Source organism: Litoreibacter sp. (assembly GCF_058136045.1).
Genome location: NZ_JBYVDD010000007.1, coordinates 139465 through 165800, shown reverse-complemented (window position 1 = coordinate 165800; position 26336 = coordinate 139465). Strand labels below are relative to the sequence as shown.

At 56.1% G+C, this 26336-nt stretch carries 29 protein-coding genes; 13 read left to right on the top strand and 16 right to left on the bottom strand.

The features are described 5' to 3' along the window. Window positions 1-3: 3 nt before the first annotated feature. The 7 genes from sdhD to AC3Y7R_RS11510 all read right to left on the bottom strand — a co-directional run bounded on the left by sdhD (window position 4) and on the right by AC3Y7R_RS11510 (window position 4765). A complete protein-coding gene (gene sdhD, locus AC3Y7R_RS11540; RefSeq protein WP_490042198.1) occupies window positions 4-375 on the bottom strand; it encodes a succinate dehydrogenase, hydrophobic membrane anchor protein in 372 nt (123 codons plus the stop codon). Window positions 376-385: 10 nt separating this feature from the next. Next, window positions 386-769 (bottom strand): succinate dehydrogenase, cytochrome b556 subunit, encoded by a 384-nt coding sequence (sdhC, locus tag AC3Y7R_RS11535; protein WP_490042197.1) that lies wholly within the window; start codon window positions 767-769, stop codon window positions 386-388. Window positions 770-962: 193 nt separating this feature from the next. Further along, complete coding sequence (locus tag AC3Y7R_RS11530) at window positions 963-2108, bottom strand: M48 family metallopeptidase (RefSeq protein WP_490042196.1); 1146 nt, start codon at window positions 2106-2108, stop codon at window positions 963-965. Between the two features lie 2 nt (window positions 2109-2110). Further along, complete coding sequence (locus tag AC3Y7R_RS11525) at window positions 2111-3142, bottom strand: MaoC family dehydratase (protein ID WP_490042195.1); 1032 nt, start codon at window positions 3140-3142, stop codon at window positions 2111-2113. Beyond that, window positions 3142-3345: a DUF1737 domain-containing protein gene (locus AC3Y7R_RS11520; protein ID WP_490042194.1), complete on the bottom strand. Its 204-nt coding sequence runs from the start codon at window positions 3343-3345 to the stop codon at window positions 3142-3144. Before AC3Y7R_RS11520 ends, AC3Y7R_RS11525 begins: the two co-directional genes overlap by 1 nt. Beyond that, complete coding sequence (locus AC3Y7R_RS11515) at window positions 3345-3917, bottom strand: NnrU family protein (protein ID WP_490042193.1); 573 nt, start codon at window positions 3915-3917, stop codon at window positions 3345-3347. The genes AC3Y7R_RS11520 and AC3Y7R_RS11515 overlap by 1 nt, the downstream gene beginning before the upstream one ends. Beyond that, window positions 3914-4765, bottom strand: a complete 852-nt coding sequence (locus AC3Y7R_RS11510) for an HpcH/HpaI aldolase/citrate lyase family protein (protein WP_490042192.1) — start codon at window positions 4763-4765, stop codon at window positions 3914-3916. The genes AC3Y7R_RS11515 and AC3Y7R_RS11510 overlap by 4 nt, the downstream gene beginning before the upstream one ends. A gap of 360 nt (window positions 4766-5125) precedes the next feature. On the opposite strand from AC3Y7R_RS11510, the gene AC3Y7R_RS11505 reads away from it, so the two are divergent. Then, a complete protein-coding gene (locus AC3Y7R_RS11505; RefSeq protein ID WP_490042191.1) occupies window positions 5126-5446 on the top strand; it encodes a hypothetical protein in 321 nt (106 codons plus the stop codon). A 3-nt stretch (window positions 5447-5449) separates the two neighbouring features. Here AC3Y7R_RS11505 and AC3Y7R_RS11500 read toward each other — a convergent pair whose 3' ends face one another. After that, window positions 5450-6202 carry a sulfite exporter TauE/SafE family protein gene (locus tag AC3Y7R_RS11500; protein ID WP_490042190.1) on the bottom strand — a complete coding sequence of 251 codons (753 nt, stop codon included), beginning with the start codon at window positions 6200-6202 and terminating at the stop codon, window positions 5450-5452. A gap of 165 nt (window positions 6203-6367) precedes the next feature. On the opposite strand from AC3Y7R_RS11500, the gene mdh reads away from it, so the two are divergent. After that, a complete protein-coding gene (gene mdh / locus AC3Y7R_RS11495) occupies window positions 6368-7330 on the top strand; it encodes a malate dehydrogenase (protein ID WP_490042189.1) in 963 nt (320 codons plus the stop codon). Between the two features lie 155 nt (window positions 7331-7485). Here the strand turns inward: mdh and AC3Y7R_RS11490 are convergent, their stop codons facing one another. Together AC3Y7R_RS11490 and AC3Y7R_RS11485 are read right to left on the bottom strand one after the other, a co-directional pair. Beyond that, entirely contained in the window at window positions 7486-7989 is a 504-nt protein-coding gene (locus AC3Y7R_RS11490) for a P-loop nucleotide/nucleoside kinase family protein (RefSeq protein WP_490042188.1), read from the bottom strand. A gap of 256 nt (window positions 7990-8245) precedes the next feature. Continuing rightward, a complete protein-coding gene (locus tag AC3Y7R_RS11485; RefSeq protein ID WP_490042187.1) occupies window positions 8246-9277 on the bottom strand; it encodes a glycosyltransferase family protein in 1032 nt (343 codons plus the stop codon). Window positions 9278-9476: 199 nt separating this feature from the next. Between AC3Y7R_RS11485 and sucC the strand changes: the two genes are divergently transcribed. The 11 genes from sucC (at window position 9477) to lpdA (ending at window position 20969) form a co-directional block, all read left to right on the top strand. Further along, window positions 9477-10670, top strand: coding sequence for an ADP-forming succinate--CoA ligase subunit beta (sucC, locus tag AC3Y7R_RS11480; protein WP_490042186.1), 1194 nt, complete (start codon window positions 9477-9479; stop codon window positions 10668-10670). Between the two features lie 4 nt (window positions 10671-10674). Then, the gene (locus AC3Y7R_RS11475) at window positions 10675-11025 is read left to right on the top strand and encodes a hypothetical protein (RefSeq protein ID WP_490042185.1); all 351 of its coding nucleotides are present in this window, start codon (window positions 10675-10677) and stop codon (window positions 11023-11025) included. Then, entirely contained in the window at window positions 11025-11909 is an 885-nt protein-coding gene (gene sucD / locus AC3Y7R_RS11470) for a succinate--CoA ligase subunit alpha (RefSeq protein ID WP_490042184.1), read from the top strand. The genes AC3Y7R_RS11475 and sucD overlap by 1 nt, the downstream gene beginning before the upstream one ends. Before the next feature lie 29 nt (window positions 11910-11938). Continuing rightward, window positions 11939-12562 (top strand): hypothetical protein, encoded by a 624-nt coding sequence (locus tag AC3Y7R_RS11465; protein WP_490042183.1) that lies wholly within the window; start codon window positions 11939-11941, stop codon window positions 12560-12562. A 4-nt stretch (window positions 12563-12566) separates the two neighbouring features. Next, the gene (locus AC3Y7R_RS11460) at window positions 12567-13244 is read left to right on the top strand and encodes a hypothetical protein (protein ID WP_490042182.1); all 678 of its coding nucleotides are present in this window, start codon (window positions 12567-12569) and stop codon (window positions 13242-13244) included. Beyond that, a complete protein-coding gene (locus AC3Y7R_RS11455; protein ID WP_490042181.1) occupies window positions 13244-13846 on the top strand; it encodes a DUF805 domain-containing protein in 603 nt (200 codons plus the stop codon). Before AC3Y7R_RS11460 ends, AC3Y7R_RS11455 begins: the two co-directional genes overlap by 1 nt. Then, on the top strand, window positions 13843-16797 hold the full coding sequence (locus AC3Y7R_RS11450; protein WP_490042180.1) for a 2-oxoglutarate dehydrogenase E1 component: 2955 nt from the start codon (window positions 13843-13845) through the stop codon (window positions 16795-16797). The genes AC3Y7R_RS11455 and AC3Y7R_RS11450 overlap by 4 nt, the downstream gene beginning before the upstream one ends. Window position 16798: 1 nt before the next feature. Continuing rightward, on the top strand, window positions 16799-18292 hold the full coding sequence (gene odhB, locus AC3Y7R_RS11445) for a 2-oxoglutarate dehydrogenase complex dihydrolipoyllysine-residue succinyltransferase (protein ID WP_490042179.1): 1494 nt from the start codon (window positions 16799-16801) through the stop codon (window positions 18290-18292). A gap of 534 nt (window positions 18293-18826) precedes the next feature. Then, the gene (locus AC3Y7R_RS11440; protein WP_490042178.1) at window positions 18827-19066 is read left to right on the top strand and encodes a hypothetical protein; all 240 of its coding nucleotides are present in this window, start codon (window positions 18827-18829) and stop codon (window positions 19064-19066) included. A gap of 6 nt (window positions 19067-19072) precedes the next feature. Next, on the top strand, window positions 19073-19462 hold the full coding sequence (locus AC3Y7R_RS11435; RefSeq protein WP_490042177.1) for an MAPEG family protein: 390 nt from the start codon (window positions 19073-19075) through the stop codon (window positions 19460-19462). Window positions 19463-19580: 118 nt separating this feature from the next. Beyond that, a complete protein-coding gene (gene lpdA, locus AC3Y7R_RS11430) occupies window positions 19581-20969 on the top strand; it encodes a dihydrolipoyl dehydrogenase (protein WP_490042176.1) in 1389 nt (462 codons plus the stop codon). A gap of 52 nt (window positions 20970-21021) precedes the next feature. Here the strand turns inward: lpdA and AC3Y7R_RS11425 are convergent, their stop codons facing one another. From AC3Y7R_RS11425 to AC3Y7R_RS11400, 6 genes are read right to left on the bottom strand one after another with little or no spacing between them, the layout of a single operon-like run. Beyond that, the gene (locus tag AC3Y7R_RS11425) at window positions 21022-21687 is read right to left on the bottom strand and encodes a GntR family transcriptional regulator (RefSeq protein WP_490042175.1); all 666 of its coding nucleotides are present in this window, start codon (window positions 21685-21687) and stop codon (window positions 21022-21024) included. Between the two features lie 39 nt (window positions 21688-21726). Beyond that, complete coding sequence (locus AC3Y7R_RS11420; protein ID WP_490042174.1) at window positions 21727-22026, bottom strand: DUF4387 family protein; 300 nt, start codon at window positions 22024-22026, stop codon at window positions 21727-21729. Beyond that, on the bottom strand, window positions 22023-23372 hold the full coding sequence (locus AC3Y7R_RS11415) for an acyclic terpene utilization AtuA family protein (RefSeq protein WP_490042173.1): 1350 nt from the start codon (window positions 23370-23372) through the stop codon (window positions 22023-22025). The genes AC3Y7R_RS11420 and AC3Y7R_RS11415 overlap by 4 nt, the downstream gene beginning before the upstream one ends. Further along, on the bottom strand, window positions 23372-24877 hold the full coding sequence (locus tag AC3Y7R_RS11410; RefSeq protein ID WP_490042172.1) for a tripartite tricarboxylate transporter permease: 1506 nt from the start codon (window positions 24875-24877) through the stop codon (window positions 23372-23374). The genes AC3Y7R_RS11415 and AC3Y7R_RS11410 overlap by 1 nt, the downstream gene beginning before the upstream one ends. A 3-nt stretch (window positions 24878-24880) precedes the next feature. Next, window positions 24881-25318, bottom strand: a complete 438-nt coding sequence (locus tag AC3Y7R_RS11405; protein WP_490042171.1) for a tripartite tricarboxylate transporter TctB family protein — start codon at window positions 25316-25318, stop codon at window positions 24881-24883. Beyond that, window positions 25318-26286 carry a Bug family tripartite tricarboxylate transporter substrate binding protein gene (locus AC3Y7R_RS11400; protein WP_490042170.1) on the bottom strand — a complete coding sequence of 323 codons (969 nt, stop codon included), beginning with the start codon at window positions 26284-26286 and terminating at the stop codon, window positions 25318-25320. The genes AC3Y7R_RS11405 and AC3Y7R_RS11400 overlap by 1 nt, the downstream gene beginning before the upstream one ends. Between the last annotated feature and the right edge of the window lie 50 nt (window positions 26287-26336).

Below are 26336 nucleotides of genomic sequence, written 5' to 3'. Positions count from 1 at the left end.
CGATTAAAGAGCAATGCGGGCAATGGCGAAAAGGCCAACCCCGGCGATGGCGTAGGAGAAGCAAACCGACAAGATGACCGCGATTTCGCGTGCTGTGCCTTTGACGTAATCCTCAAGCAATGCCTGCACACCCGCCTTGAAGTGCATCATGCTGGCCAAGATGGTCAGGGCTGCAACAATGGCTGGGAACGGGCGCTCAAAATAAGCGATCACCTCTGCATAAGGCGCGCCCAAGATGCGCCCGAAGGTGAAAATGAACAGCGGCAGCAAAATCGCCATAGCAACGGCGGACACCATGATGGACCAGTGATGCTCTGTCCCTGCCCGGGCCGAACCCAAGCCAGCAGCGCGTTTACGATCGGTTAAATATGACATGTCAGCCCCCTCACAAAATGATGGCTGTAACGATCGTCAGCACAAAGCTGCCAATCACCACGCCATACGCCAGCTTCTTAGCGGCATCCAATTCAAAACCACGTCCGCTGGCCCAGTATAGGTGACGCAAGCCCGCCAGAAAGTGATACCAAACAGCCCAAAGCGAGCCGAGCAGGATCAAATCCCCAAACCAACTGGTCAGGAACCCGTTGGCTGTGTTGAAGTAATCTTCGCCGTAACTGGCGGCAAGAAACCACCAAACGATCAGCACAGAGGCCACGATCAGCGCGTTTCCCGTGATCCGTGTCAGGATCGACGTAATCGACGTCCATTGCGGGCGATAGATAGAAATGTGAGGGGAAAGAGGTCTTTTTCCCCGATTGACGTCAGCCATGGCGCGTCCTTCGTTTTTGCTACGATACGTTTGCTACGTTATTTGCCCGGTATTATTAGACAATTAACGCAGTGAGTCACGCCCCCCAAATACCGAATATTGCGGCGTTTTGCAGCAGAATCGGTGATTTTTTACCTTTGTGATCACACTTTTCCAGACTGTGATCACAAATAAACCCAAGCGTTTAACTTGGTTATTGTACCTCAAGACACAGCAACATCTCGGCACCTATCTCTTCAATATAAGGCGCCATTTCCGCGTCTAAGCCATCGCGATAGGCCACCGGAGCCTCTGGCGGCTTTGAAAGTTGTTCCAAGAAACTTATCCGCTCGAATGTCGGTGGATGGCTCACATCGACGCAATGACCCTCTGCCTTGCAGCTTGCCTCCAGCGCGGCGCGCTGCTTTGGCGCAGCCTCAATCAATTGCCGGCAAAGCTGCTCGAAATATGCGGTTCCGCTTGGAATGCGTGCCGGGGCCATCTCGCGGGCGGCTTTCTCAAGCAAGGGCGCATAGCACAGCTTTCGCAAGGTGCTTTGCCCCGCTTTGATACCCCCCGCCCGCGCGGCGATCCCATCGGCCAGATATTCCGCTCGCTGACTATCAAGAAAGCTTAGCCGGCTCAGCAGCAGCCATACCCACTCTATCCCTGTGGCTATCACCGCCATGATGCCGCCGCCAATCGCGTCCTCAATCCCGTGTTCACGGATATAATAGCCCTCGTGGTCAACAACATGGCTGTTCCCAAACAGAAAATACCACCGCTCGAGCGATTGCAGCCCCGTATGCAACACGCCCCTACGCGCTTGATCCCCGTTCACCTGATGCGACACCTCATGTGCAATAACCGCAACGCGCTCTTGTGGGCTTAGCACCAACCATAACGCCACACCCATTCCCAACACCCGCTCTCCTGCCGCATCAATTGAATACGCGTTCAGTTCAGACTTGAGCTGTACCTTGGTGATTGGCTTCCCACCTAACCGCTGTGTAATCTCATCGCATAAGGCAAACATCTCGGGCATATCTTCGCGGCCCTTAAAGGCCCCCTCAAGACGCCAGCGCCTTGGTCGCACATAAATGCCCATGCCCAGCGACATCGCCCCAAGCACTATATATAGCAGGTTTGGAAAATCGGCGGCCATGATAGCAATGCCCGCCGCCATAAGCACAAAAGGCAGCGCGACAATCACCCCCGCAAGGCCCTGTGCAATTCGCGTGCTAAACGATACCTCGCCAACCCGGCCAGCATGCATATCACGTAGCGCAGCCTCGCGTATTTTAGCGCCAACACGCTGATGCGCGCGACCGGTCCACCGTTTGATGCGTCCTGAAAGCATTATTATACTGGCATCAACGCCCAGTAATCCAAGTCCAGCAATACGCCGGGAAGGTATTTCCCATCCTCACCTTTCAGCGAGAAGGGCGCGGCTTCCGCCTTTTGTGCCACCAGCCTGAGCCGGATCGCACCAATGCCCGGCGCATCGGTTTGCGCCACGTCCAACACCTCGGACCACGCTTTGATTGTATCGCCTGCGCTGCACGGGTTCGCATGTGCGCCCGCGTTCAAGCCAGCTATGATTTGCGCATTGGCCAAGCCGTTAAACGACAGCGCACGCGCCAGCGAGATCACATGCCCGCCATAGATCAGCCGCCCACCCTCGCGCGCGGTGGCATCAAAATGCACCTTGGCCGTGTTTTGCCACATGCGGGTGGCCAACATATGCTCGGCCTCTTCAATCGTGACCGCGTCCACATGGTCAATCCGCTCGCCCACTTGGTAATCACCCAACCGGTGCGGCTCGCCTGCTTGGGCAAAGTTATACCCCTCAAAGCTCAGCCCCTCTGGCACCACCAGATCACTGGCCGCCACTGTATTTGACAACTCAGGCACCACCGTCTCAGGCGCAGGCGCGCTCGCATCGCGCTTGCGCACCATGACCCAACGCACATAGCTCAACACATCTTCATCCAAGTGATTGGTGCCCGTCGTGCGCACCCAAACCACGCCAGTTTTACCGCTGGAGTTCTGTTTCACCCCAATCACTTCCGAGCGCGCGCTGATCGTGTCGCCCACATGCACAGGCTTCAAGAACCGCCCCTCGGCATAGCCCAGATTGGCCACCGCATTCAGCGAAATATCGGGCACCGTCTTGCCAAACACCGTATGGAACGCAATCAAATCGTCCAGCGGGGCCTCATGCAGCCCACAATCACGCGCGAACTCATCGGATGAATAGAACGCGTGGCGCGCAGGGTATAGCGCGTGATACATCGCCCGCTCGCCCCCCGATAACGTGCGTGGCACGGCGTGCTCGATCACTTCGCCAACGCGGTAATCCTCAAAAAAACGTCCCGAATTTGTCTTGCTCATTATTGCGCCCCCAGCTTCATCTCGGGGCTGTATTCGCCCTCTATTTCTTTCGTCACAGCCTGCCCGCAACGCATCACGCCATTAGACGCATCAAACGCATAAGTCGGGCTGCCATGCAGCTCCCACCCCTTAGACAATGCCAGCGATACCTTATGGCAAAACGCGGATGTATCATCCTCTGTTAGCAATCGGTAAATCTTCATCACACGCCTCCAAACGGGCTAACACCCAGTACCAAATGGATACCAGCCACCACGCTAAACAGCACCAATGTAATGACAACCAACACGATTTCTTTCTTAAATGGCGCACGCTCCGGGCGGATCCATGGGCCTTGATCACGGTTGATCAAAAAGATCGAGCCTTGCGCCCAGATCAGCAACCCACCGAACAAAACAACCGAGGCCAAATCCCCGTTTGCCAACAAATGCGCCACCGCCCAGATGCTAAACCCTGCCAACTGAGGATGGCGAATTTTCGTGCCAAGCCACACCTTAGCCCCCTTCGCGGCCGAGGCCCCATAGAAGTAGAACACCAATAACATCAGCAGGTTATTGATGTGTCCGAAAAAGTTAGGTGGCGACCAAACCTCAACAAAGTCCGACTGTCGATATCCCCAAACCATCAAAATTAGCGACATAACAATCAAGACAGCAATAACGCCCTTAGACGCCTCGCCCATGCGTTGCGTCATTGCCGCGCGCAGGTTTGGCACAAGGCGTTTCAACCAATGCACAAAGGTCCACTCAAAGACCCCGATAAGTAGTAATGTCATACACCCTCCAACAAGTTGATGGCGTCCGCTTTGGCTAAAAGTCGCGTCGCTGTCTCAACATGCAGGTTTTCTACGATTTTGCCATCCACAACTGCAACGCCTTGGCCTTCAGCCTTGGCGGCGTTGTAGGCTTTGATCTGGCGGCGCGCCAAATCCAGCTCTTCTTGCGAGGGGCCAAACACCGCATTCGTCACCGCCACTTGCGCCGGGTGGATCAGGGTTTTTCCGTCAAATCCCATGTCGCGGCCTTCAACGCATTCCGCGCGCAACCCGTCCTCGTCTTTGAACGCGTTATATACGCCATCGACACAGACCAGCCCCTCGGCGCGCGCCGCCAGAAGGCACATTTGCAAACTTGTCACCATCGCCGCACGCCCACGCGAGTTCAGGTCTTTGGCCAAGTCATTCGTTCCCATCACAAAGCCCGCCATCTTCGGGGCCGCCGCTATGGCCGCCGCGTTCAAGATGCCGCGCGGGGTTTCCATCATGGCCCAGATTGTGGTCTTGCCCTTTAGGCGCGCAGCCAAGGCCGCGACCACCGCCGCGTCTTCTACCTTGGGCAGTAAAATCGCATCGGGGGCCACATCAATGAAGGCCTCCAAATCTGCCGCACCCCATTCTGTGTCGCCAGAATTTACCCGAACAATGCATTTGCGCGAACCGTAATCCGTACTCTTCAATGTCTCAGCCAGCAATTCGCGTGCCGCAGCCTTCTCGTCGGGGGCAACAGCATCCTCAAGATCAAAGATGATGGCGTCCACAGCCAAGGTTTTCGCTTTCTCCAGCGCACGGGTCTTGGACCCGGGGATATAGAGCACGGAACGGTAAGGCTGCGCGACGTTTTGCATCGAATTCAACTCCTGTTTTGTTATTTTATTACTCACCACACAGGCGCACGAGCCGCAACCGCTCTTTTGCCGCATCGCAGAAAATGAGCGCCGCACGGTGCCTTACCGGGCCTACGCACGGCTTACTTCTTAAAGTTATCTCAAGTTATCGGTAAAAAGGTTCGCCTAACCATGAGCTGCGGGCGCTGCCTTAACACAATCTTTGCCGCTTGGATCAATCCTAAGGGCGTTGCTTCGGATGATCGACTGAGCACGCAAAACATGCGTGACCTGACCAGAATGGCCAATGTTCGAGCCAACTTTAGGCAATAGCCCGGCCGCGCCCAAAAACCGCGCAGCCATTTGCAAAGGAACGTGGAAATGACAAAACATCTCTTTGGTCTCTCGCTTGGCTTCGCAGCGTTGATTTTTGCGGCTGATATGGCCGCGGCTCAGGCCCGCAACATGTGTGCAGAACGTGGCGTGGTGATGAAAAAACTCACTGCCCAATATGGCGAAACCCGCCGATCTATGGGGTTGGCCGCCAACAATGGCATCGTTGAACTACATGCCTCTGGCGACACTGGCTCTTGGACCATAACGGTCACCCATCCCAATGGCATGACCTGCCTTGTGGCGGCGGGGACCTCATTTGAGACGGTAGAAGAAGAACTGCCAGCCTCACTTGGCGCGCCGACTTAAAACTTAAGTCAGCCCGTCAAAAATCAGCTTCACCCCAGCGCCAGTGAGCAGCGTATAGGTGATCTGAAAGAATATGCGTTCCGGCAAAGCCCGGTGCGCATAGACCCCCACGGCGACACCGATCAACCCGAATGGCACCATGTATAAGTCGGCTTTGAACGTGTCCCAAGTAAACACCCCCAGAAATGCATAAGGCACCGCCTTCATCGCGTTGATCGCCCAAAAGGTGATCACGGTTGTCGCCTGATAGGCCGTTTTGCTCAGGCCTTGCGACAGCAAATGCATCGCCGCAGGTGGCCCACCCGCGTGGCTCACGAAGCTGGTGAACCCCGCAACGATCCCCGCAATAAATCCGCCCTTAAAACTTTCCCCGCGCTCTTTTACCGCCAGCAATCCGCCCGCGCGCGCCAATTGAAACGCCACAAATCCCAGCGAGATCGCCCCGATCAGCACTCGCAGCACGTCTGGGTCCGTGGCCTTATACAAAACCGCCCCCAAGATCACTCCCGGCACGCCGCCTGCAATCAAGGCCTTGGCATTGGGCCAGTCCCATTTACGCCAAAACGGCTTCAACGTGGCCAAATCTTCGACCATCAACAGCGGCAACATGATCCCCAATGCCGTGGCTGGCGGCAAGAACAGCGCGAGAATCGCTGTCGCCACAAAGGCCGCTCCTCCCCCGAATCCACCCTTCGCCACGCCGGATATAAATGCCGCCGGAAGCGCGAGTGCAAAAAATGTCGCATCAAACTCCATATCCGGCAAACTCCAAGAAAAACCGCTTAAGTTCAATAGCTAACCGAAACTCTACACCTAGCGGCAACCTCACAAATACCATTTCTGCAATGCAGCACACTTGCGCGAGGCCCCCGCAAGCGCTACCCCTCAGCCCCAACATTAACCGCACCAAGGACCATTCACATGGCCAGACCCAAAATTGCCCTTATCGGCGCCGGACAAATCGGCGGCACACTTGCTCACCTCGTAGCGCTTAAAGAATTAGGCGATGTCGTCTTGTTCGATATCGCCGACGGCACGCCACAAGGCAAAGCACTCGACATCGCAGAAGCAGGCCCCGCGGGCCCGTTTGACGCCACCATGAAAGGCACCACCGATTACGCCGACATCGCGGGCGCTGACGTGTGCATCGTAACTGCTGGTGTTCCCCGCAAGCCGGGCATGAGCCGTGATGACCTGCTGGGCATCAACCTCAAGGTTATGAAATCCGTGGGCGAGGGCATCGCCGCCCATGCACCAGACGCATTTGTGATCTGCATCACCAACCCGCTTGATGCGATGGTTTGGGCACTGCGCGAATTCTCCGGCATGCCTCACAACAAAGTTTGCGGCATGGCTGGCGTGCTAGATAGCGCGCGCTTCCGTCACTTCCTCGCGTCCGAGTTCGATGTCTCCATGAAGGACGTCACCGCGTTCGTTCTGGGTGGCCACGGCGACACCATGGTGCCTCTGACACGCTACTCCACCGTTGCAGGCATCCCATTGCCTGATCTGGTAGATATGGGCTGGACCACGCAAGAAAAACTGGACGCAATCGTTCAGCGCACCCGTGATGGCGGTGCCGAGATTGTTGGCCTGCTGGGCAATGGCTCCGCGTTCTACGCGCCTGCTACTTCCGCGATCGAGATGGCCGAAGCCTACCTGAAAGACCAAAAACGCGTGCTGCCATGCGCAGCCTATGTTGAAGGCGCCTACGGCCTCGACGGCTTTTATGTCGGCGTGCCAACCGTGATCGGTGCAGGCGGCATCGAGCGCGTGGTCAAAATCAAGCTGGCCAAAGACGAGCAAGCGATGTTCGATAAATCCGTCGACGCCGTGAAAGGCCTCGTCGCAGCCTGTAAAGAGATCGACGGCTCGCTGGCGTAAAGCCAACAAGCCGCACAAGACCGAAGGCCCGCCCATAACCGAGCGGGCCTTTTTGCGTTTCCCTAAGTAGGCTATTGAATTTAGGTTTCTAAAATCAATGTCCGCTCTGGGCCATTGTTGCAAAATGCTGCACCATCTACAAACGTCCGCTTCGCTCAATAGTATAGGTCAGCTTTGTGCAGCACGATATTGAACCCCTCATCAGGAGAAGGAGCAATAAAGTGCTTGGATATTTGCCGAAACTGTTCCTCCGTTGCAGTAAACGGATGATCGCCTTGCGCGTTGCGTGCGTGCAGTCTTGCGATGCAGACCTCATCGGGAACATCCAACATATGTAGTTTGTGAGACGCGTTTGTCTGATCCAAGATGCCCCGCATCCAGTTGCGTGCTTCAATCGTGTTCGCTTGAAAATCCAAAACAACCGAAATCCCCGCATTTAGCAATGACGCAATGTGAGGCCCTATTACCCTCCGAAGTTTCGAAGTGCATCGCACATAGTCTGACATCGAAGACATCTCTTCAGAATAGAGTGCGCTCAGCCAATCGTCTTCTGCAATCACAATTGTTCCATCTAAGCTGCCTAGTTGAGCAGTCAGTGTAGATTTTCCTGAGGCAATTTTTCCGCACAACAAGTGCAGGGTCGGCGATGTATTAGACATAAGAATAACCTTGTTCGGTGTTTAGCGCACAACTGACGTTCAGATAGGAATTACCCAGCCCAGTTTGTTAGGCTGGGACCGTAATTCGACTTCTGCGTTGAATGCCGAACTTCTGAACATAGGTTTTCATGTGCTTCAAATGACACGCGGTAGGTCCAAAGTCTATGCTGGAGCAGACATTCATCGCCAACGATCCTATGGCAGCTAAGTCCCCATGACAGACACCCCACCAAGTTTCGCAATCTACCCTAGCCCCTCAAAAAAACTCCGCCCTTTCCGCTCTCAACCACGCGTCAAATCCCGCTGCCGACAGGTCCAATTTCTCATGCGGCAGCAGCGCCGCCAGCCCGCGCATCGCATCAAACGGTATCTCCAGTAGTAAATCTTCCTCTCGAAGCGCTTCAGCCATAACACCCAGCACCTTGATCCGATCGTGCAAGGCGTTCGCGGCCACCAGACCGCCACCGCCCGCCTCAATCGCATCAATCTGTGCCTGCATCTGGTCCGTGATCGGCTGGCCCACTTGCGTGGCCCGAAACAGCGCCTTGCGCAGGCGTTTATAAACCCAATGCAGCCGCGTCATCCCGTCGAAATGCAAAACCACCGAGGAGCGAGACCGCTTCATCCCCGGAAAAGTCCAGGGGCGCTCCGTGTCATGATGCGGGCGATGGATACCCAGCACATAGTCGTATCCAGTGGGCGAGCACGCCTTGCCCTCGCTATGCCCCGTCAGCCCGAACCGTGTCAGCCCGTCACCATCAAGCGTCATCGCGGAAAAGTCGCCCTCTAGTCGCTTGGTCGAGGCCCGGAAATTTTGACTAAACATGTTGCTATCTGCTTCACCCTCCAGCCAAACCCGCTCGAGGTTGGGAATATTCAGATAATGCCCCGGCCGCATCCGCTGTAACCGCGCCAACTCGGCACCCAATGGCTCCACCTGATGGATGAATTCATCCGCATCCAAATGCACCAGAAAATCCACATCCGTATTCTGATAGGCCAACGTCGCGTTCAGCGTTTGGCGACGTTGATGCGTCTTCGGCACCTTAATATCCAACGTCGCGCGCCAATAGGCCTCGTCCGCAACGACCACATGCACCTGCTTCAAAGGTGCCAAAAGGGCGCGGGTCCGCGGGTTGTCGCGGTCCAAATAAATATGCACCGCCGAGGCCCCCGACCACAGATGATGCGCCGCATAGGCGGCAACAAGTTCCGGTGGCTCGTCCATGGTGCCAACCACGCCCCAACTAGGTACAGGCATAAAACTCACCATTTTCTGCAAAATCATTCATAATATATAAGTCCCTGTGCGCGCCAATGCCGTCAATGACTATTACGATTCGCCTCTTTTTCAATTTTTGTGATCACACTTTTTCAGAGTGTGATCACAAATGTCGCTTTTATCGGCCTCCGCGCATATTCGACGTTTGCGTAAGGTCATTCTCATGTAATTGTCGCTAAGAACCCCCTGACTCAAGGAGAGAGTTTTGAACATCCATGAATATCAGGCGAAGGCCCTTCTTCGCTCCTATGGCGCCCCGGTCTCGGATGGCCGTATCGTCCTCGCCGCCGAGAACGCAAAAACTGCTGCCGGCGAACTTGACGGCCCGCTTTGGGTCGTCAAAGCCCAAATCCACGCTGGTGGACGCGGCAAAGGCTCCTTTAAAGAAGCCGATGCAGGCGAAGCTGGCGGTGTGCGTCTTTGCAAATCCGTTGAAGAAGCCGCCAATGAAGCCAAGAAAATGCTCGGCCGCACCTTGGTCACGCATCAATCCGGCCCGGCTGGTAAACAAGTCAACCGCATCTATATTGAAGACGGCTCCGGCATCGAGACTGAATTGTACCTCGCTTTGCTGGTCGATCGTCAAACCAGCCGCGTGTCATTCGTTTGCTCGACCGAGGGCGGCATGGACATCGAAGAGGTTGCAGCATCAACCCCTGAGAAAATCCTGACATTCTCCGTTGATCCGGCCACTGGCTACCAAGCCTTCCACGGTCGCCGCATCGCGTTTGAGCTGGGCCTGAAAGGCGTGCAGATCAAACAATGCGTTGCACTGATGGGCACGCTGTACAAAATCTTCACCGACAAAGACATGGAGATGCTGGAAATCAACCCGCTGATCGTGTCCGACAAGGGTGATCTGAAATGCCTCGACGCCAAAATGGGCTTTGACGGCAACGCAATGTATCGCCACCCCGACATCGCAGAATTGCGCGACGAGTCGGAAGAAGATCCTAAAGAGCTGGCAGCGTCTAAATATGACCTGAACTACATCGCTCTGGATGGTGAAATCGGCTGCATGGTAAACGGTGCTGGCTTGGCGATGGCCACTATGGACATCATCAAACTTTATGGCGCAGAGCCTGCTAACTTCCTTGATGTTGGTGGCGGCGCGACTAAAGAAAAAGTCACCGAGGCGTTCAAGATCATCACCTCTGACCCACAGGTCAAAGGCATCTTGGTGAACATCTTTGGCGGCATCATGCGCTGCGATGTCATCGCCGAGGGCGTAGTTGCCGCGGTGAAAGAAGTGGGCCTTAAAGTTCCGCTGGTTGTGCGCCTTGAAGGGACCAATGTTGAAGAGGGCAAAGCCATCATCAACAATTCCGACGTGGACATCATCGCCGCCGACGACCTGAAAGACGGTGCCGAGAAAATCGTGAAAGCGGTTAAAGGGTAAGGCGATGACGGAACAGCAGATCCGTTGGATAATTCTTGGCTTGGTCGGTGATCGTGGTCACGTGTCCTTTGTGGAACTCTTAAACGAGTTGCCGGAGGAGCGAGGCGAATTCACGATGCATCTGCCGGGCTACGAGAGCATTGTGCTTTGGACTGGCATGTCGGAAATGCTCGCTCGCTTAGTGTCTGAAATGATCGCGGAAAAGCAAGTGCATCCTCATCCGGCCTCTCACCTAACATACATGATAGATGGTGCTGTCCCTCAAATGGACGTGGCGAAATCACTCCGCCAGTACAAGGAGCCTCGCTGGTTCCCCGTCACATTGCACCACAGCCCGTACAAGGAAAATAAATAATGGCCATTCTAATTGACGAAAACACCAAAGTGATCTGCCAGGGCTTTACCGGCTCTCAGGGCACATTCCACTCCGAGCAAGCAATTGCATACGGCACCAAAATGGTTGGCGGCGTGACACCGGGCAAAGGTGGTCAATCCCACCTGAACTTGCCTGTGTTCAACAGCTGCCACGAGGCGGTAGAGCGCACAGGCGCCAATGCCACCGTGATCTACGTGCCGCCCCCCTTCGCGGCGGACAGTATCTTGGAAGCCATCGACGCCGAGATCCCGTTCATCTGCTGCATCACCGAGGGCATTCCAGTTCTCGACATGATGAAGGTGACACGCGCGCTGGAAGGTTCCTCTTCGCGCCTGATCGGTCCTAACTGCCCGGGTGTTATCACGCCTGACGCATGCAAAATCGGCATCATGCCGGGCCACATCCACAAACGTGGCTCTGTTGGTGTTGTCTCGCGCTCCGGCACGCTGACTTATGAAGCCGTGAAACAAACCACGGATTCAGGCCTTGGCCAATCCACGGCTGTTGGCATCGGTGGCGATCCGATCAAAGGCACCGAGCATATCGATATTCTAGAGATGTTCCTCGCGGATCCTGAAACTCAGTCGATCATCATGATCGGTGAGATCGGTGGCTCTGCCGAAGAAGAAGCCGCACAGTTCCTTGCAGACGAGAAAAAAGCTGGCCGCTGGAAACCAACAGCTGGCTTCATCGCTGGTCGCACGGCCCCTCCCGGCCGCCGCATGGGCCACGCTGGTGCCATCGTTGCCGGTGGCAAAGGCGACGCAGAAAGCAAGATCGAGGCCATGAAAGCCGCAGGCATCGTGGTCGCTGAAAGCCCCGCAGGTCTGGGCGAGGCGGTTCTAGCGGCTATCGCAAAGTGATGCGTGGGGCGCTGCTGATAGGGGCCTGCATGTGGGCCGGGCAAGCTTTCGCCAGCGATGGTGAACTTGCTGTGGCCCTCACTGCCTGCGCTGGTGTTGATCGTGGTTATGACGCCGCGACCACAGACTTGCGCAACGCAGGCTGGGTTCCAGCAGATGAGGCGGCGCAAATTCGCCTCGCTTCTGCAATGCCTATCAGCAGCGTCCTGTACGACCACCTAGATGGCGATGCGCAAACCTTGCGCGCCGCCCATTCGGAAGGTGCGGCATCCTTTCTAGATACGATCCGCAAAAGCATTGAAAAAACCGAACCACCCTTCGACCAGATGATCCTATCCGTTCTTCAAAGCCCCTCAGGGCATGTCGCCGAGCTACACTGGAACGAGATAAAGCTAGACGACTACTCGAAGACCTATTTTTCCTGCCGTATTGCTCCCACTGCAGGTACCGATTTGGGCGGGCTGGCACAAAGCATCGAAGCTACATTTACCGACCCTTACCTAGAGAGACAGGACAAGTCCGGTGCCAACGGAACAAGGTCCAACTGGAACGACTACGACAATGAGCACATCTATCTGGATGCCATCCATGCAGGTGTGGTCGAGGACAGTCAATTGATCCTCATTAATACCATCGTTAGCCCCGAAAGTTGATGCCATGAGCGCCTCTTCGATCATCGGCAGACTCCCAACCTTTCGCCAACCGCGCGCCATGGTCACTTCGGTGTTTCTATCGGCGTTTGCCGCACTTCCAACCTCCGCCCTAACGCTGACCGAAATGTCCGCTTCCATCGAAGCATGCCACCTGCCCAACGCGAATGTTGACGACACCGTCACCGCTTTGGCGCAACAAGGCTGGATATTGGTGCCCGAGGGCGATCTTGCCCCAGAGGTAATCGAGCTGCTGATCTGGCCCCAAGTGGCCTTCTACGCCACGGGCGATACTGGCGGCGAGCAGATCAAATCCATCGTTGATCTACAACGCAAGACCGTCGCAGGGTTTGCGCGCAAGAAAGACATCCCCCAAAGCCAAACCCGTATCCTGCATCGCCAAATCGGCGCAAATCACGAGGCCGCTTTGGTGTTCTGGCTCCAGCCGGACCCGTCCACGACCAACATCATTTGCCGCTTCGCTTTGTCCTCGACCTCGCTGATCGGCCACACCGCCGGCGATTTCGCCGTGCCGCAAGTATTCGACAGCAGCGACGCCACCGCGACCCGCAGCTTCGCAGCCACCACCATGAACGCCGCCAGCCTGTCCGCCAAGATCGGCGCGCCCGTTACTGTGAGCGGCATCATCCAGACACAAACCAACTTCGCGGCGGGGGGCAACTGATGAAATTTGAAGGCGCCATCAAAACCTGCTTTCGCAAATACATCACCTTTTCTGGCCGCGCCTCAAAGGCCGAGTTTTGGTATTTCATCCTATTCCTGTTCCTAGGATCATTGGCCTGCATTATCCTGAACGGGCTATACTTCGGGCCAGAGGTGATGCAAAAAATTGCGATCCCGACCGAAAGCAATCCTGTCGTCGACACCACGCCTAAAACGCTTCTGAAATTTAACGGCGGGTGGCTTTCAGATATCTTCGGTATCGCAACCATTCTCCCATGGTTTGCCGTTACTTGGCGCAGACTTCACGACAGCGATAAAGCAGGCTGGCGCGCGCTGCTGCCCATTCCGTTCTTTCTACTTACTATAGGGCTAATGAACATTTTCTCGGAGCTTGTGCCCCTTGATATTTCTCATTTCCCCTCGTCCATCACCGAAACCCTGACAGAAACGCCAATGATCCAAACCCCAACCAATCTTGCGATGTATTTCGGGGGAATTCCCTTCATCTTTGGCGCAATCATCCTTGTCATTTTTTGGCTCACTCGCCCCTCCACTCCCGGCCCCAACACCTACGGTCCCAACCCCAACGAGGTCCCCACATGACGGAACATTCCACCAACGACCAGTTCCACGCATCCTCCTTCATGCAAGGCCATAATGCCGAGTATCTGGAGCAGCTTTATGCGCGCTACGCCAATGATCCCAATGCGGTGGACCAAGGCTGGCGGGACTTTTTTGAGGCCCTTGGCGACGCAAATACTGACGTCACAGCCGAGGCCGCTGGCCCATCATGGGGGCGCGCTGACTGGCCGCCACAGCCCAATGATGATCTAACCCAAGCGCTGGACGGCCAATGGGCCGAGCCTTCAAAAGCCGCCGACAAAATCAAATCCAAGGCGTCCGAGAAGGGCGTCGCCGTCTCGGAGGGTCAAATCAAGCAGGCCGTGCTCGACAGCATCCGCGCCATCATGATCATCCGCGCCTACCGCATCCGTGGCCACCTTGCCGCCGATCTTGATCCGCTTGGTATGCGCGAGATCAACGCGCACCCGGAACTGGACCCAAAGAACTACGGCTTCTCCGAGACTGACCTTGATCGCCCGATCTTCATCGACAACGTTCTGGGGCTGGAAACGGCCACCATGCGCGAGATCGTCTCGATCCTGCGTCGCACCTATTGTGGCACCTTCGCGCTGCAATATATGCACATCTCGAACCCCCAAGAAGCGGGTTGGCTGAAAGAGCGTATCGAGGGCTGGAACAAAGAAATCACCTTCACGCATCAAGGTCGCAAAGCGATCCTCAAAAAGCTGGTCGAGGCCGAAGGGTTTGAGAAATTCCTGCACGTCAAATACATGGGCACCAAGCGCTTCGGCCTTGATGGCGGCGAAAGCCTTGTGCCCGCGATGGAGCAAATCATTAAGCGCGGTGGCAGCTTGGGTGTGCGCGATATCGTCATCGGCATGCCGCACCGTGGCCGCCTATCGGTGCTTGCCAATGTGATGAGCAAACCGTTCAAAGCCATCTTTAACGAATTCCAAGGTGGCAGCTCCAAACCCGAAGATGTTGATGGCTCTGGCGATGTGAAATACCATCTTGGTGCCTCAAGTGACCGCGAATTTGACGGCAACACCGTGCACTTATCCCTGACCGCCAACCCCTCCCACCTAGAGGCGGTGAACCCGGTTGTTTTGGGCAAGGCACGCGCCAAGCAAGACCAACAAAACGATGTGGACCGCATTTCTTGCATGCCGATCTTGTTGCACGGCGATGCAGCATTTGCAGGCCAAGGCGTTGTGGCCGAGGGGTTCGGGTTGTCTGGCCTGAAAGGTCACAAGACCGGCGGCACGATGCATATCGTGGTGAATAACCAAATCGGTTTCACCACCGCACCGCATTTCTCGCGCTCCTCTCCCTACCCGACCGACATTGCACTGATGGTCGAGGCCCCGATTTTCCACGTTAACGGCGATGATCCCGAGGCCGTGGTGCACGCCGCCAAAATCGCAACCGAGTTCCGCCAAAAGTTCCACAAAGACGTGGTAATCGACATCATTTGCTACCGCCGCTTTGGTCATAACGAGGGCGACGAGCCCATGTTCACCAATCCGCTAATGTACAAGCAGATCAAAAAGCAGAAGACTACACTGACGCTTTATACAGAGCGCCTTGTGCGTGACGGCTTGATCCCCGAGGGCGAGATCGAGGATATGAAAGCCGCGTTCCAATCCTACCTGAATGAAGAATTCGAGGCGGGAAAAACGTATAAGCCACACAAGGCTGATTGGCTTGACGGCAAGTGGTCCCACCTGGATCGCCGCGACGCCGAAGACTACCAGCGCGGGCAAACGTTCATCTCTACAGAGACCTTCAAAGAGGTTGGTCGCGCGCTCTCGACCGCGCCAACCGACTTCCCGCTGCACAAAACCATCGGCCGCTTGCTGGAAACCAAAGCCAAAATGTTCGAGACCGGCGAAGGCTTTGATTGGGCCACCGGCGAGGCCTTGGCGTTCGGCTCCCTACTGACCGAGGGCTATCCCGTCCGCCTGTCGGGCCAAGATTGCACGCGCGGCACATTCAGCCACCGCCATTCCGGCCTGATCAACCAAGACAACGAGGACCGCTACTACCCTCTTAACAACATCCGCGAGGGCCAGTCCCAATACGAGGTCATCGACTCGATGCTGTCGGAATATGCAGTGCTTGGGTTTGAATATGGCTACTCGCTAGCGGAACCAAACGCGCTGACCCTATGGGAAGCCCAGTTCGGTGACTTCGCCAATGGCGCGCAGATCATGTTTGACCAATTCATCTCATCGGGTGAAAGCAAATGGTTGCGCATGTCGGGCCTCGTTTGCCTGTTGCCACACGGCTATGAGGGCCAAGGCCCCGAGCACTCATCCGCGCGCCTAGAGCGGTTCTTAACCATGTGTGGCGGCGATAACTGGATCGTGGCTAACTGCACGACCCCCGCCAACTACTTCCACATTTTACGTCGCCAATTGCACCGTGATTTCCGCAAACCGCTGATTATCATGACGCCGAAATCCTTGCTGCGCCACAAAAAGGCCGTCTCCAAGGCCGACGAATTCACCGAGGGCTCAAGCTTCCACCGCGTGTTGTGGGATGATGCTCAGCAAGGCAATTCTGATACCAAGCTGAAATCTGACGATAAGGTCAAACGCGTCGTTATGTGCTCGGGCAAAGTCTACTATGACCTGCTGGAAGAACGCGACGCGCGCGGCATCGACGATGTCTATCTGATGCGTTTCGAGCAATTCTACCCCTTCCCGGCCATCTCGGCAGTGAAGGAGCTAGAGCGCTTCAAGAACGCTGAAATGGTCTGGTGTCAGGAAGAGCCTAAAAACCAAGGTGCGTGGTCCTTCATGGAGCCAAACATCGAGTGGGTCCTGACCCGCATCAAAGCCACACATACGCGCCCGATTTATGCCGGTCGCAACGCCGCCGCCTCGCCCGCAACAGGGTCGGGTAGCCAGCACAAAACACAACAAGCCGCGCTCGTGAATGACGCGCTGACAGTCAAAGGAAATTAATATGTCTGAGATCCGCGTCCCAACCCTTGGCGAAAGCGTCACTGAAGCCACCGTCGCCACATGGTTCAAAAAGCCCGGCGATGCCGTTGCCGTTGATGAAATGCTGTGCGAGCTGGAAACCGACAAAGTAACTGTCGAGGTCCCCTCGCCCGTCGCTGGTGTCCTTTCCGAGATCATCGCAGCCGAGGGCGAAACCGTCGGCGTTGACGCCCTGCTGGCCCAAGTCAGCGAAGGCGGCACCGCCCCCGCACCACAACCCGAAGCAGCAGCCCCCGCACCTGTTGCAGCAACTGGCGGCGACACTGTTGACGTCATGGTCCCAACACTGGGCGAAAGCGTCACCGAGGCAACCGTCTCGACATGGTTCAAAGCCGTCGGCGACACAGTCGCGCAAGACGAGATGCTGTGCGAGTTGGAAACCGATAAGGTCTCCGTCGAGGTTCCAGCACCTTCCGCTGGCACCATCATCGAAATCCTCGCGCCCGAAGGCGCCACCGTAGCAGCCGCTGCCAAATTGGCCGTTATCTCCTCGTCAGGTGGTGCGGCTGCGCCCGCTTCGCCTGTGGCGTCACCAGCCAGCGCCCCGGCGCCTGTTGCCACCAAAGACATTGAAAATGCCCCATCAGCGAATAAACTAATGGCGGAAAAAGGCATCGACCCCGCGTCGGTCCAAGGGTCTGGCCGTGATGGTCGTGTTATGAAGGAAGACGTGTTGAAAGCCGCAATCGCCCCAGCAGCCACCGCCGCCCCTGCCCCTGCAGCGGCCGTTCGTGCCCCAGTCTCAACCGATGATGCCTCACGCGAAGAACGGGTAAAAATGACCCGCCTGCGCCAAACCATCGCGCGTCGCCTGAAAGAAAGCCAAAACACCGCCGCCATGCTGACCACCTATAACGAGGTGGATATGGGTGCGGTCATGGACCTGCGCAACGAGTACAAAGACCTGTTCCTCAAGAAACACGGCGTCAAACTTGGCTTCATGTCGTTCTTCACCAAGGCCTGCGTTCACGCCCTGCACGAGGTCCCAGAAGTTAACGCCGAGATCGACGGCACCGATGTGGTTTACAAAAACTACGTCCATATGGGCATCGCCGCTGGCACACCGACTGGCCTTGTGGTCCCCGTCATCCGCGACGCCGACGCCATGTCGTTTGCCGATATCGAGAAAGCCATCTCTGAGAAAGGCGCACGTGCGCGCGACGGCAAACTGACCATGGCCGAGATGCAAGGCGGCAGCTTCACCATCTCCAACGGCGGTGTTTACGGCTCGCTGATGTCCTCGCCAATCTTGAACCCACCACAATCCGGCATCCTTGGCATGCACAAAATCCAAGACCGCCCGATGGCGATCAACGGAGAAGTCGTAATCCGTCCGATGATGTATCTGGCCCTTAGCTATGACCACCGCGTCGTGGACGGCAAAGGCGCAGTTACCTTCTTAGTGCGCGTCAAAGAGGCGCTGGAAGATCCACGCCGCTTGCTGATGGATTTGTAAACACATGTTGTTGTCCCACCATAGGGCAGCGTTCGGACCTGAACAATGGAAATTTGGTTAGCACTATTTACAGCAGCAGGACTTGGGTCGGTTCTAACGGCTGTCTCCCAACATTTCTTAAGCAGAAAGGCCGACGAAATCTCTGCCCTTCGCTCTGATCGAAAAGAAGCCTACATTGGGTTGTTAATATCTTGGAAAAATCAAGATCAAGAGGGCACTACAGACTCGAACAGGTATGAGGTAGGCCATTGGATTCTTAGATGCCAACTCGTCGGATCTCCATCCCTTTGCATCTCCTTAGACAATTGGAGTTCTGCGATTCCTGGCTCTGAACAAAGAAAAACCGCTACGGAAAACATCAAAGCAGCGATGAGAAATGACCTCGGATCAAAGGCCGAATAATACCATGACCACTGAACTCACCACCCTCGCCCTCGCGGCCCTGCTACAGGCAGCCCAGTTCTGCCTCTACTGGGTTATTGCACAAGCCCAAGTCGGCTCCCCTTCACTCTATTTTTCGCTGGCGCCATAGCCATGGCCATCCCGAACCGCACCACTATTACCTGCCCAAATTGCGGCACGTCGCAGGATGTGATTATCGGTGATAGCTCTGTCGGGCCACATGGGCGGGTCAGCGATACGCCCATCTATACGCTGCTGGGCCATGATGAATGGGATCAAACTCGGCGCGACGGTGACACATATATCTCTTGCACCAATTGCGGCAATTCCGATTTCACCACCCTCGCAGAACTTGCATCGAAACGGACCTGATAAATCATGACTTTTGAACTCACCATCCTCACCCTCGCGGCCATATTGCAAGCAATTCAGTTCGCCCTCTACTCAACATCCGCGTCAACACAAGTTGGCCCCAAAGCCTCAATGGGCCCCCGCGATCAAAAGATCGAACTCACCGGCAAAGCTGGCCGCCTGCAACGCGCGTTAAGTAACCACTTCGAGGGGCTGATCCTCTTCACCATCGCCGTGATCGTTGTCACATTGGGCGAGCAATCCACCACTGTGACCCAAACCTGCGCCATCCTTTATTTGGTCGCCCGCGTGCTCTACATTCCGGCCTATGTCTGGGCTCTTGCGCCTTGGCGCTCGGTGATCTGGTTCGTAGGTTTTGGAGCCACACTCACAATGCTATTTGCCGCGCTCATATGATGGCGCATCACAACACACACCCTTTTTGCACCCCAGCAAATAGGCCCGACGGAAAACCGACACATGTCTGACGCAAGTCTGACGCCCAAATTTGCCAATAAGGTAAGGAGAGACCCCCATGTCCAGCTATGACGTTATCATCATCGGTGCCGGCCCCGGCGGCTATGTTTGTGCAATTCGTTGCGCTCAATTAGGCCTAAAAGTAGCCTGCGTTGAAGGTCGTGAAACCTTGGGCGGCACCTGCCTGAATGTGGGCTGCATCCCCTCCAAGGCCTTGCTGCACGCCAGCCACCAATTGCACGAAGCAGAGCACAATTTCGCCAAGATGGGCCTGAAGGGCAAAGCGCCATCCGTCGATTGGAAACAGATGCTTGCCTATAAAGATGATGTCATCTCGGGCAACACCTCTGGCATTGAATTTTTGTTTAAAAAGAACAAGGTAGACTGGATCAAAGGCTGGGCGTCCATCCCTGCTGCGGGTCAGGTTAAGGTCGGAAATGACATCCACGAGGCCAAAAATATCGTGATCGCATCCGGCTCCGAGGTCTCCTCCCTGCCCGGTGTAGAGATCGATGAGAAGATCGTCGTCTCGTCTACTGGCGCGCTGGAATTGGGCAAAATTCCTAAGAAAATGGTCGTGATCGGTGCGGGCGTTATCGGGTTGGAATTAGGCTCGGTCTATAAGCGTCTTGGCGCGGATGTGAAGGTGATTGAATTCCTCGACACCATCACGCCCGGCATGGATAAAGAAGTTCAGCGCACGTTCCAAAGACTGCTGAAAAAACAAGGGCTTGAGTTCCAATTGGGCGCCGCAGTTCAAGGCGTTGAGGTCAAAAATAGCAAGGCCAAAGTGACCTATAAGTTGCGCAAAGATGACAGTGAACATGTCGTTGATGCAGATGTTGTATTGGTCGCCACTGGCCGCAAACCGTTCGTTGATGGCCTTGGTTTGGCAGAACTTGGCGTCGAGATGGAACCACGCGGCCAGATCAAAACTGATGGCCATTGGGCCACCTCTGTCAAAGGCATTTACGCCATTGGTGATGCGATCACTGGACCAATGCTGGCGCACAAAGCCGAAGATGAGGGCATGGGCGTTGCCGAGACCCTCGCAGGCCAAAAAGGTCATGTAAATTATGGGGTTATCCCCGGTGTGGTCTACACTCACCCCGAAGTTGCCAGCGTTGGCGCCACCGAGGAAGAGTTAAAAGAAGCCGGCCGCAACTACAAAGTTGGCAAGTTTTCCTTCATGGGTAACGGTCGTGCAAAGGCCAATTTTGCAGGCGACGGATTTGTCAAAATACTGGCCGACAAAGACACAGACCGCATCCTTGGCGCACATATCATTGGCCCCATGGCAGGTGATCTGATCCACGAGATTTGCGTCGCGATGGAATTTGGCGCCGCCGCCGAAGATCTGGCACGCACCTGTCATGCACACCCAACTTATTCAGAAGCCGTGCGCGAAGCAGCACTGGCTTGTGGCGATGGTCCAATCCATAGCTAATAGTCTGATAAATAATAATTTTCGAGGCGGGATTACTCGCCTCGAAAAGCCCTTATTGCGCCAACATCCGTAGCCCTTGGGTCACATCCGCGCGCACGGCCAGCCGCAATCCCGGCTCATCCCCCGCCTTTAATGCCGCCACAATCAGCCTGTGATGGCGTGGCAATTCGGTACGGTGCAGCTTGTCATAAAGGCTGCGCATCGTTGGTCCCATCTGCAACCAAACAGTTTCCGCCATAGCCAACATCGCCGGGGCCTGCGCACGTAAATATAGCGTGCGGTGAAATTCCAGATTGGTGCGTATATAGGCCACAGCATCTTGGCGCAAAATTGCTTGCCCCGTCGCGTTGGTGATTGTCTGCAACCGCTCGATCAGCGCCATATGTGCGCGCGGCAATGCTCGCGCAGCCAACTCTGGCTCCAACAATGCCCGCAACGAGGCCAACTCCTCAATGCGGTCATTGGACAATTCCGGCGTCGAAATCCGGCCCGATGAGGACAGCGTAAACGCCCCCTCTGCCACCAAGCGCCGCATTGCCTCGCGCGCTGGCGTCATGGAAACCCCGAACTCTTTGCCAATGCCGCGCAACGTGCGCGCGGACCCCGGTGGAATTTCTCCATGCATGACCTGAGACCGCAACTGGCGATATATCCGCTCATTAGCTGCGCCAACGGCCCCAGCCCCTAGTGGCTCTGAATTTGGAGAATTTAATAGCATCCGTGGAGTGTGATCACATGCTGGCCAGCGGTCAACCCGTCAAAGCTCCAGCTCCGCCACCAAGGCCGCAAATGAGGCTCCATGCATGTCACGATCAGCCCGTGTGCCTTGCACTTGCGGGCGCGGCAGGCTCAGTTTCAGCACATTCAACTGTGCCATCTCATAGCGATCTACCTCGGGCGCATTTGCATGAAACAAATCCGCCACGCGATCCGTCGTGACCGAGGCGCAAACCCGCGCGAACACCTCTGGTGTGCCGCAGAAAATATCAACAGTTAACCAAAATGGTCCAGCGTTTTTCGAGCGCACTTTAACGGCAACATCCCCCAACCTGCTCATGCGCCCAACTCCTCTACTTGTAGGTCGAACGCCTCCATCGGGTCATCGAGTTCCAACACATGGTTAAGGCAAAACTCAAAGACTGCGCCGCGGCTCACTTCCGGCGGCGAGAATGGGAACGCGAAGGTCGGCATTTCTTCTTCCTCAGTCAATGGGTGGTGCAACAGGTAGGGGTTCAGCACCTTCGCCACCTCGCGCGACAGCGCTTCTGTGGGGGCCGTGACCATGCCTAAAACGCCCACTTCCGTGCCGCTTTTCGCACCCACATCCAACGCGCCCAACGTCGCATCCAAGCCGATCAATCGCAGCTCTATCACAAAGCCGTCGCCCACCCGTGCGCGTGCTTTCTCGCTCGCCTTAACCACAATGTCATCGCACCACGCGCGGATATGTTCGACATAGCGCGGGTCGCGTACTGTCACCAAAGATACCGTTTGGAACCCTACCGACCGCGCGCCTTCCAACTTCACGGTATAGCGGTCCGACACGATCCATTCGCTGCCCGTCACCCGCACGCGGGCCGCGTCCAATGCTTCGTATTGCGCCGCGCTGACATCTAGATGCCCGCCCGGCTCGTACAAAATATCGGGGTTCGAGTTCTCATACAGCATGTGTGCCGAAACCGTGTGCGGGGTCGCCCGGGCCTCGGCACCCATCGGGGTGATGGTGAACCCCTCTTCGTCAAATTCGATTAAAATTGTTCCGGAATTAGGCGCGGTTGTGGCCAAGGCCCCGCATTCACCGATTTTGGCCCCGTGCCACGTACCGCCGGCATGACATCCGCGCGCCAATGGCAGGGCCGAAATGATAGCCGTATCAGTGGTGCGCCCCGCGATCACAATGTCCGCCCCTATGTCCAGCGCGGCTTGGATTTGCTCCGCCCCCGCCAGTGCTACGATGTTGGTGCAAGAGGCCAATAAATCAGCCGATATCTCAGGCGCGGGGTGCAGGGGGGTGACTTTTCCCTGCGCCAATCCCTCAATTATTACATCGGATTTCTGGCCGCTTTTCAACACGGCCAGTTTCACTTTCATGCCCGCCTCGGCGGCTATTTCACGGGTGATTTCCACCAGCCAATCAACCGCCGCATCTGCCCCGCACGTCCCCGCCGTGCCGATAACCAAAGGCACGCCTGCCTGCGCGCGTGCCTCCATCAACTCACGCCATTCCGCCTTGGTAGAGCCGCGCGCATATTTCGACGTGCCCGTGCCCAGATAATGTGGCCCACTGTCCGTGGATCCGCCGTCAATCGCAATGATATCAGGCTGTTGCGCTATTCCGCGTGCCAAAGCCGCACGGTCATATCCCAGACCCAAAGCCCCCGAAGGGATCAAAACCTTTACCATTAATCAGTGACCGCCTGTGGCTTTTTCAAGATTTTCCGCAAGAACATCGGGGCGACAAACCCCGCGATTGCAGCGACCCATAACCCAATCGCAATCGGGCTGGAAAACAAGTAGCTGACCTCGCCGTCAGATAAGGTCATGGCGCGGCGCAATGCGTCCTCCATGTTACCGCCCAGCAAGATGCCAAGGATCACTGGCACCGTTGGTACGTCCAGTTTGCGCAGTACGTATCCCAAGGCCCCGAAACCCACCATCAGCAACAAATCGAAGTAGCTGCCGGACAGCGAATAGATGCCCACGAATGAGACCATGGTGACGCCCGGCAATAGAATCCAGGCCGGAACCATCAAGATTTTGACGAAGATTTTGACCATCGGCACGTTCATCAAAAGCAACACAAAGTTGGCGATCAACAGCGATGCGATCAGCCCCCAAACCACCTCGGGCCGCTCGGTAAATAGGGTCGGCCCCGGCGTGATATTAAGCGTCATCAGCAATGCCAACAGCACCGCCGTGGTCCCCGACCCCGGCACGCCCAGCGTCAGCATTGGCACCAGCGCGCCACCTGCGGCCGCGTTATTTCCGGCCTCCGGAGCTGCGATACCTTTGGGAACGCCTGTGCCGAAACCGCCCTTTTCACCCGCGATGGCTTTCTCTGTCATATAGGCAAGGAACGAGCCGAGAGAGGCCCCTGCGCCGGGCAAAATACCCGCAATAAAGCCCACACCAGAGGAGCGTAGCATCGTCCATTTTGTATCCCAGATATCGCCCCAAGGGATGCGGACTTTATCTAACTTAACCCCGATGGAGGAGCCTTTGCCGTGGCTCTCAATAAAGAAGAATACCTCGGCGATAGCAAAGAGGCCAACGATAGCGACTAGGAAGTCGATGCCGTCATACAGGTGTAAATGGCCGCCAGTCAGACGTGGCAAACCGGAAGATGAATCCACGCCGATCATGGCGATGCCCAATCCGATGCAAGCCGCCAGCGCCGCCTTGGCTTGGTTGTTGGAGGCCATGCCGCCAAGCGTACAGAACGCCAGCAGATACAGCGCGAAATACTCCGCCGGACCGAATAAAAACGCCACGCGCGCCAAGGACGGTGCCAGCAACATCAAGCCGATAGTGGCCAGCAATGCGCCCACGAATGACGCCACGCCAGACAGCACCAACGCGTCCCCCGCACGGCCCGCTTTAGCCATTGGATAGCCGTCGAGGGTGGTCATCAGGGCGGGCTCATCTCCGGGGATGTTGAGCAGGATCGAACTGATCCGCCCGCCATACATCGCGCCGTAGTAAACAGACGTCATCAGCACCAAAGCCGATGTCGCATCAAGGCCCAGCGTGAAGGTAATTGGAATAAGGATCGCCACGCCGTTCGATGGCCCAAGGCCCGGCAACGCGCCGATGATCGTGCCTAGAAAACAACCGCAAACGGCTAGCATTAAAGTATAAGGCGACAGCGCGATGCTGAAGCCCAAAGCAAGGTTTGATAGAATATCCATGAGTTAGAACCACCCCTTAGGGACCGCGAACAGGCCAAGGCCCAACGCGTATCTAAACAAAACAAACAAGCCGATCGACAGCCCAAGCCCCGCCATCGCGGCCATCTTCGGGCGCGGCGAAATCTGGTAGCTCAACAGCCCGGCAGTGATCGCAGTCGGGATCAAAAAGCCCAACGGCTTCAGCGCATAGGCGTAAAACACCAAGATCAGCACTGCAAAACCAAGCGACGCAAAGGTCTTTTTCGCTGGCCACTCTGGGTCGGGATCAGGCTTAAACATGAGCACAAGGGACGATATCGCGGCCACGCCGCCAATCATCATCGGGAACAACTTCGGCAGCACCTCGCCGGAGAAGAAGTTCGTCTGGATCTGAGTGGCGGCCGCGAGATACGCGACCGCCGTCATCAGCATGACCAGACCAAAAATCCGGTCAGATGCCATTACTGGATAACTCCCAGCTCTTTGGACATGGTGGCGATATCTGCAACCAAACCATCAACATACGACTGGAAATCGCCGCCAACTTTGGTGAACGGAGCAAGGCCATTATCGACCATCGCTTTCTTCCACTCGTCGCTGTCAGCCACCGCTTGCAGCTTTTCAGCCCAGCCGTTGAACGCCTCGTCAGAGATGTCCTTTGGCACGTAGAGACCACGCCAGTTCACGGCAACAACATCAAAGCCCTGCTCTTTGGCAGTTGGGATGTCGTCAAAGCCCGGCACGCGCTCATCAGTGAGAACCGCGATCACACGAATGTCGCCGTTCTTCAGGAAGCCCACGACTTCGGACATGTCGCCGGTCATCGCTTGGGTGAAGCCACCCACGGTTTGCGTGATGGCATCTGCGCCGCCGTCAACACCGATGTATTTCACCTTAGTGATGTCGGTGAAGCCCGCTTTTTGCAAAACCATCAGTGGTTTCATGTGGTCGAACCCGCCCACGGCAGAGCCGCCCGCGAATGCAACAGAGCCGGGGTCGGCTTTGATTGCATCAACCAGATCACCAAGCGTCTTGAATTCACTGTCAGCAGCCACAGCAATGATGCCCGGATCAGCGCCGATTGCCCCGACAAAGCGCACTTGGTCAGCGGTCATGCCCGCATAGGCATTTTGCGCCAAACGCGTGGTGGTCGCAGATGATGCTGCGATGATCAGATCAGCGTCGTCAGCGCGCTCGGCCACAACGTGGTTATACGCCAAGCCGCCGCCAGCACCGGCCATATTGGTGACCTGAATTGGTTTATCAACGGCTTTGATATCATACATGATCTTGCCGATTTGACGGCAAGTGAAGTCCCAACCGCCGCCGGGGTTGGCGGGGGCGATGCACTCAGCAGCAGAGATAGCAGTGGTGGCCGTAAGGCCCAAAACGGCACTCGTCATGAGCGCCTTAAAAAGACGGTTCGTCATAGTTTCCTCCCATTTGACATGGCGGGATTCCCCGCACATGTTCATAGCCA

Bases quoted from the DNA above. Each gene is read 5' to 3' on its own strand.
- sdhD (WP_490042198.1), bottom strand. From the start codon at position 375: ATGTCATATTTAACCGATCGTAAACGCGCTGCTGGCTTGGGTTCGGCC.
- sdhC (WP_490042197.1), bottom strand. From the start codon at position 769: ATGGCTGACGTCAATCGGGGAAAAAGACCTCTTTCCCCTCACATTTCT.
- AC3Y7R_RS11530 (WP_490042196.1), bottom strand. From the start codon at position 2,108: ATGCTTTCAGGACGCATCAAACGGTGGACCGGTCGCGCGCATCAGCGT.
- AC3Y7R_RS11525 (WP_490042195.1), bottom strand. From the start codon at position 3,142: ATGAGCAAGACAAATTCGGGACGTTTTTTTGAGGATTACCGCGTTGGC.
- AC3Y7R_RS11520 (WP_490042194.1), bottom strand. From the start codon at position 3,345: ATGAAGATTTACCGATTGCTAACAGAGGATGATACATCCGCGTTTTGC.
- AC3Y7R_RS11515 (WP_490042193.1), bottom strand. From the start codon at position 3,917: ATGACATTACTACTTATCGGGGTCTTTGAGTGGACCTTTGTGCATTGG.
- AC3Y7R_RS11510 (WP_490042192.1), bottom strand. From the start codon at position 4,765: ATGCAAAACGTCGCGCAGCCTTACCGTTCCGTGCTCTATATCCCCGGG.
- AC3Y7R_RS11505 (WP_490042191.1), top strand. From the start codon at position 5,126: ATGACAAAACATCTCTTTGGTCTCTCGCTTGGCTTCGCAGCGTTGATT.
- AC3Y7R_RS11500 (WP_490042190.1), bottom strand. From the start codon at position 6,202: ATGGAGTTTGATGCGACATTTTTTGCACTCGCGCTTCCGGCGGCATTT.
- mdh (WP_490042189.1), top strand. From the start codon at position 6,368: ATGGCCAGACCCAAAATTGCCCTTATCGGCGCCGGACAAATCGGCGGC.
- AC3Y7R_RS11490 (WP_490042188.1), bottom strand. From the start codon at position 7,989: ATGTCTAATACATCGCCGACCCTGCACTTGTTGTGCGGAAAAATTGCC.
- AC3Y7R_RS11485 (WP_490042187.1), bottom strand. From the start codon at position 9,277: ATGATTTTGCAGAAAATGGTGAGTTTTATGCCTGTACCTAGTTGGGGC.
- AC3Y7R_RS11475 (WP_490042185.1), top strand. From the start codon at position 10,675: ATGACGGAACAGCAGATCCGTTGGATAATTCTTGGCTTGGTCGGTGAT.
- sucD (WP_490042184.1), top strand. From the start codon at position 11,025: ATGGCCATTCTAATTGACGAAAACACCAAAGTGATCTGCCAGGGCTTT.
- AC3Y7R_RS11465 (WP_490042183.1), top strand. From the start codon at position 11,939: ATGTGGGCCGGGCAAGCTTTCGCCAGCGATGGTGAACTTGCTGTGGCC.
- AC3Y7R_RS11460 (WP_490042182.1), top strand. From the start codon at position 12,567: ATGAGCGCCTCTTCGATCATCGGCAGACTCCCAACCTTTCGCCAACCG.
- AC3Y7R_RS11455 (WP_490042181.1), top strand. From the start codon at position 13,244: ATGAAATTTGAAGGCGCCATCAAAACCTGCTTTCGCAAATACATCACC.
- AC3Y7R_RS11450 (WP_490042180.1), top strand. From the start codon at position 13,843: ATGACGGAACATTCCACCAACGACCAGTTCCACGCATCCTCCTTCATG.
- odhB (WP_490042179.1), top strand. From the start codon at position 16,799: ATGTCTGAGATCCGCGTCCCAACCCTTGGCGAAAGCGTCACTGAAGCC.
- AC3Y7R_RS11440 (WP_490042178.1), top strand. From the start codon at position 18,827: ATGGCCATCCCGAACCGCACCACTATTACCTGCCCAAATTGCGGCACG.
- AC3Y7R_RS11435 (WP_490042177.1), top strand. From the start codon at position 19,073: ATGACTTTTGAACTCACCATCCTCACCCTCGCGGCCATATTGCAAGCA.
- lpdA (WP_490042176.1), top strand. From the start codon at position 19,581: ATGTCCAGCTATGACGTTATCATCATCGGTGCCGGCCCCGGCGGCTAT.
- AC3Y7R_RS11425 (WP_490042175.1), bottom strand. From the start codon at position 21,687: ATGCTATTAAATTCTCCAAATTCAGAGCCACTAGGGGCTGGGGCCGTT.
- AC3Y7R_RS11420 (WP_490042174.1), bottom strand. From the start codon at position 22,026: ATGAGCAGGTTGGGGGATGTTGCCGTTAAAGTGCGCTCGAAAAACGCT.
- AC3Y7R_RS11415 (WP_490042173.1), bottom strand. From the start codon at position 23,372: ATGGTAAAGGTTTTGATCCCTTCGGGGGCTTTGGGTCTGGGATATGAC.
- AC3Y7R_RS11410 (WP_490042172.1), bottom strand. From the start codon at position 24,877: ATGGATATTCTATCAAACCTTGCTTTGGGCTTCAGCATCGCGCTGTCG.
- AC3Y7R_RS11405 (WP_490042171.1), bottom strand. From the start codon at position 25,318: ATGGCATCTGACCGGATTTTTGGTCTGGTCATGCTGATGACGGCGGTC.
- AC3Y7R_RS11400 (WP_490042170.1), bottom strand. From the start codon at position 26,286: ATGACGAACCGTCTTTTTAAGGCGCTCATGACGAGTGCCGTTTTGGGC.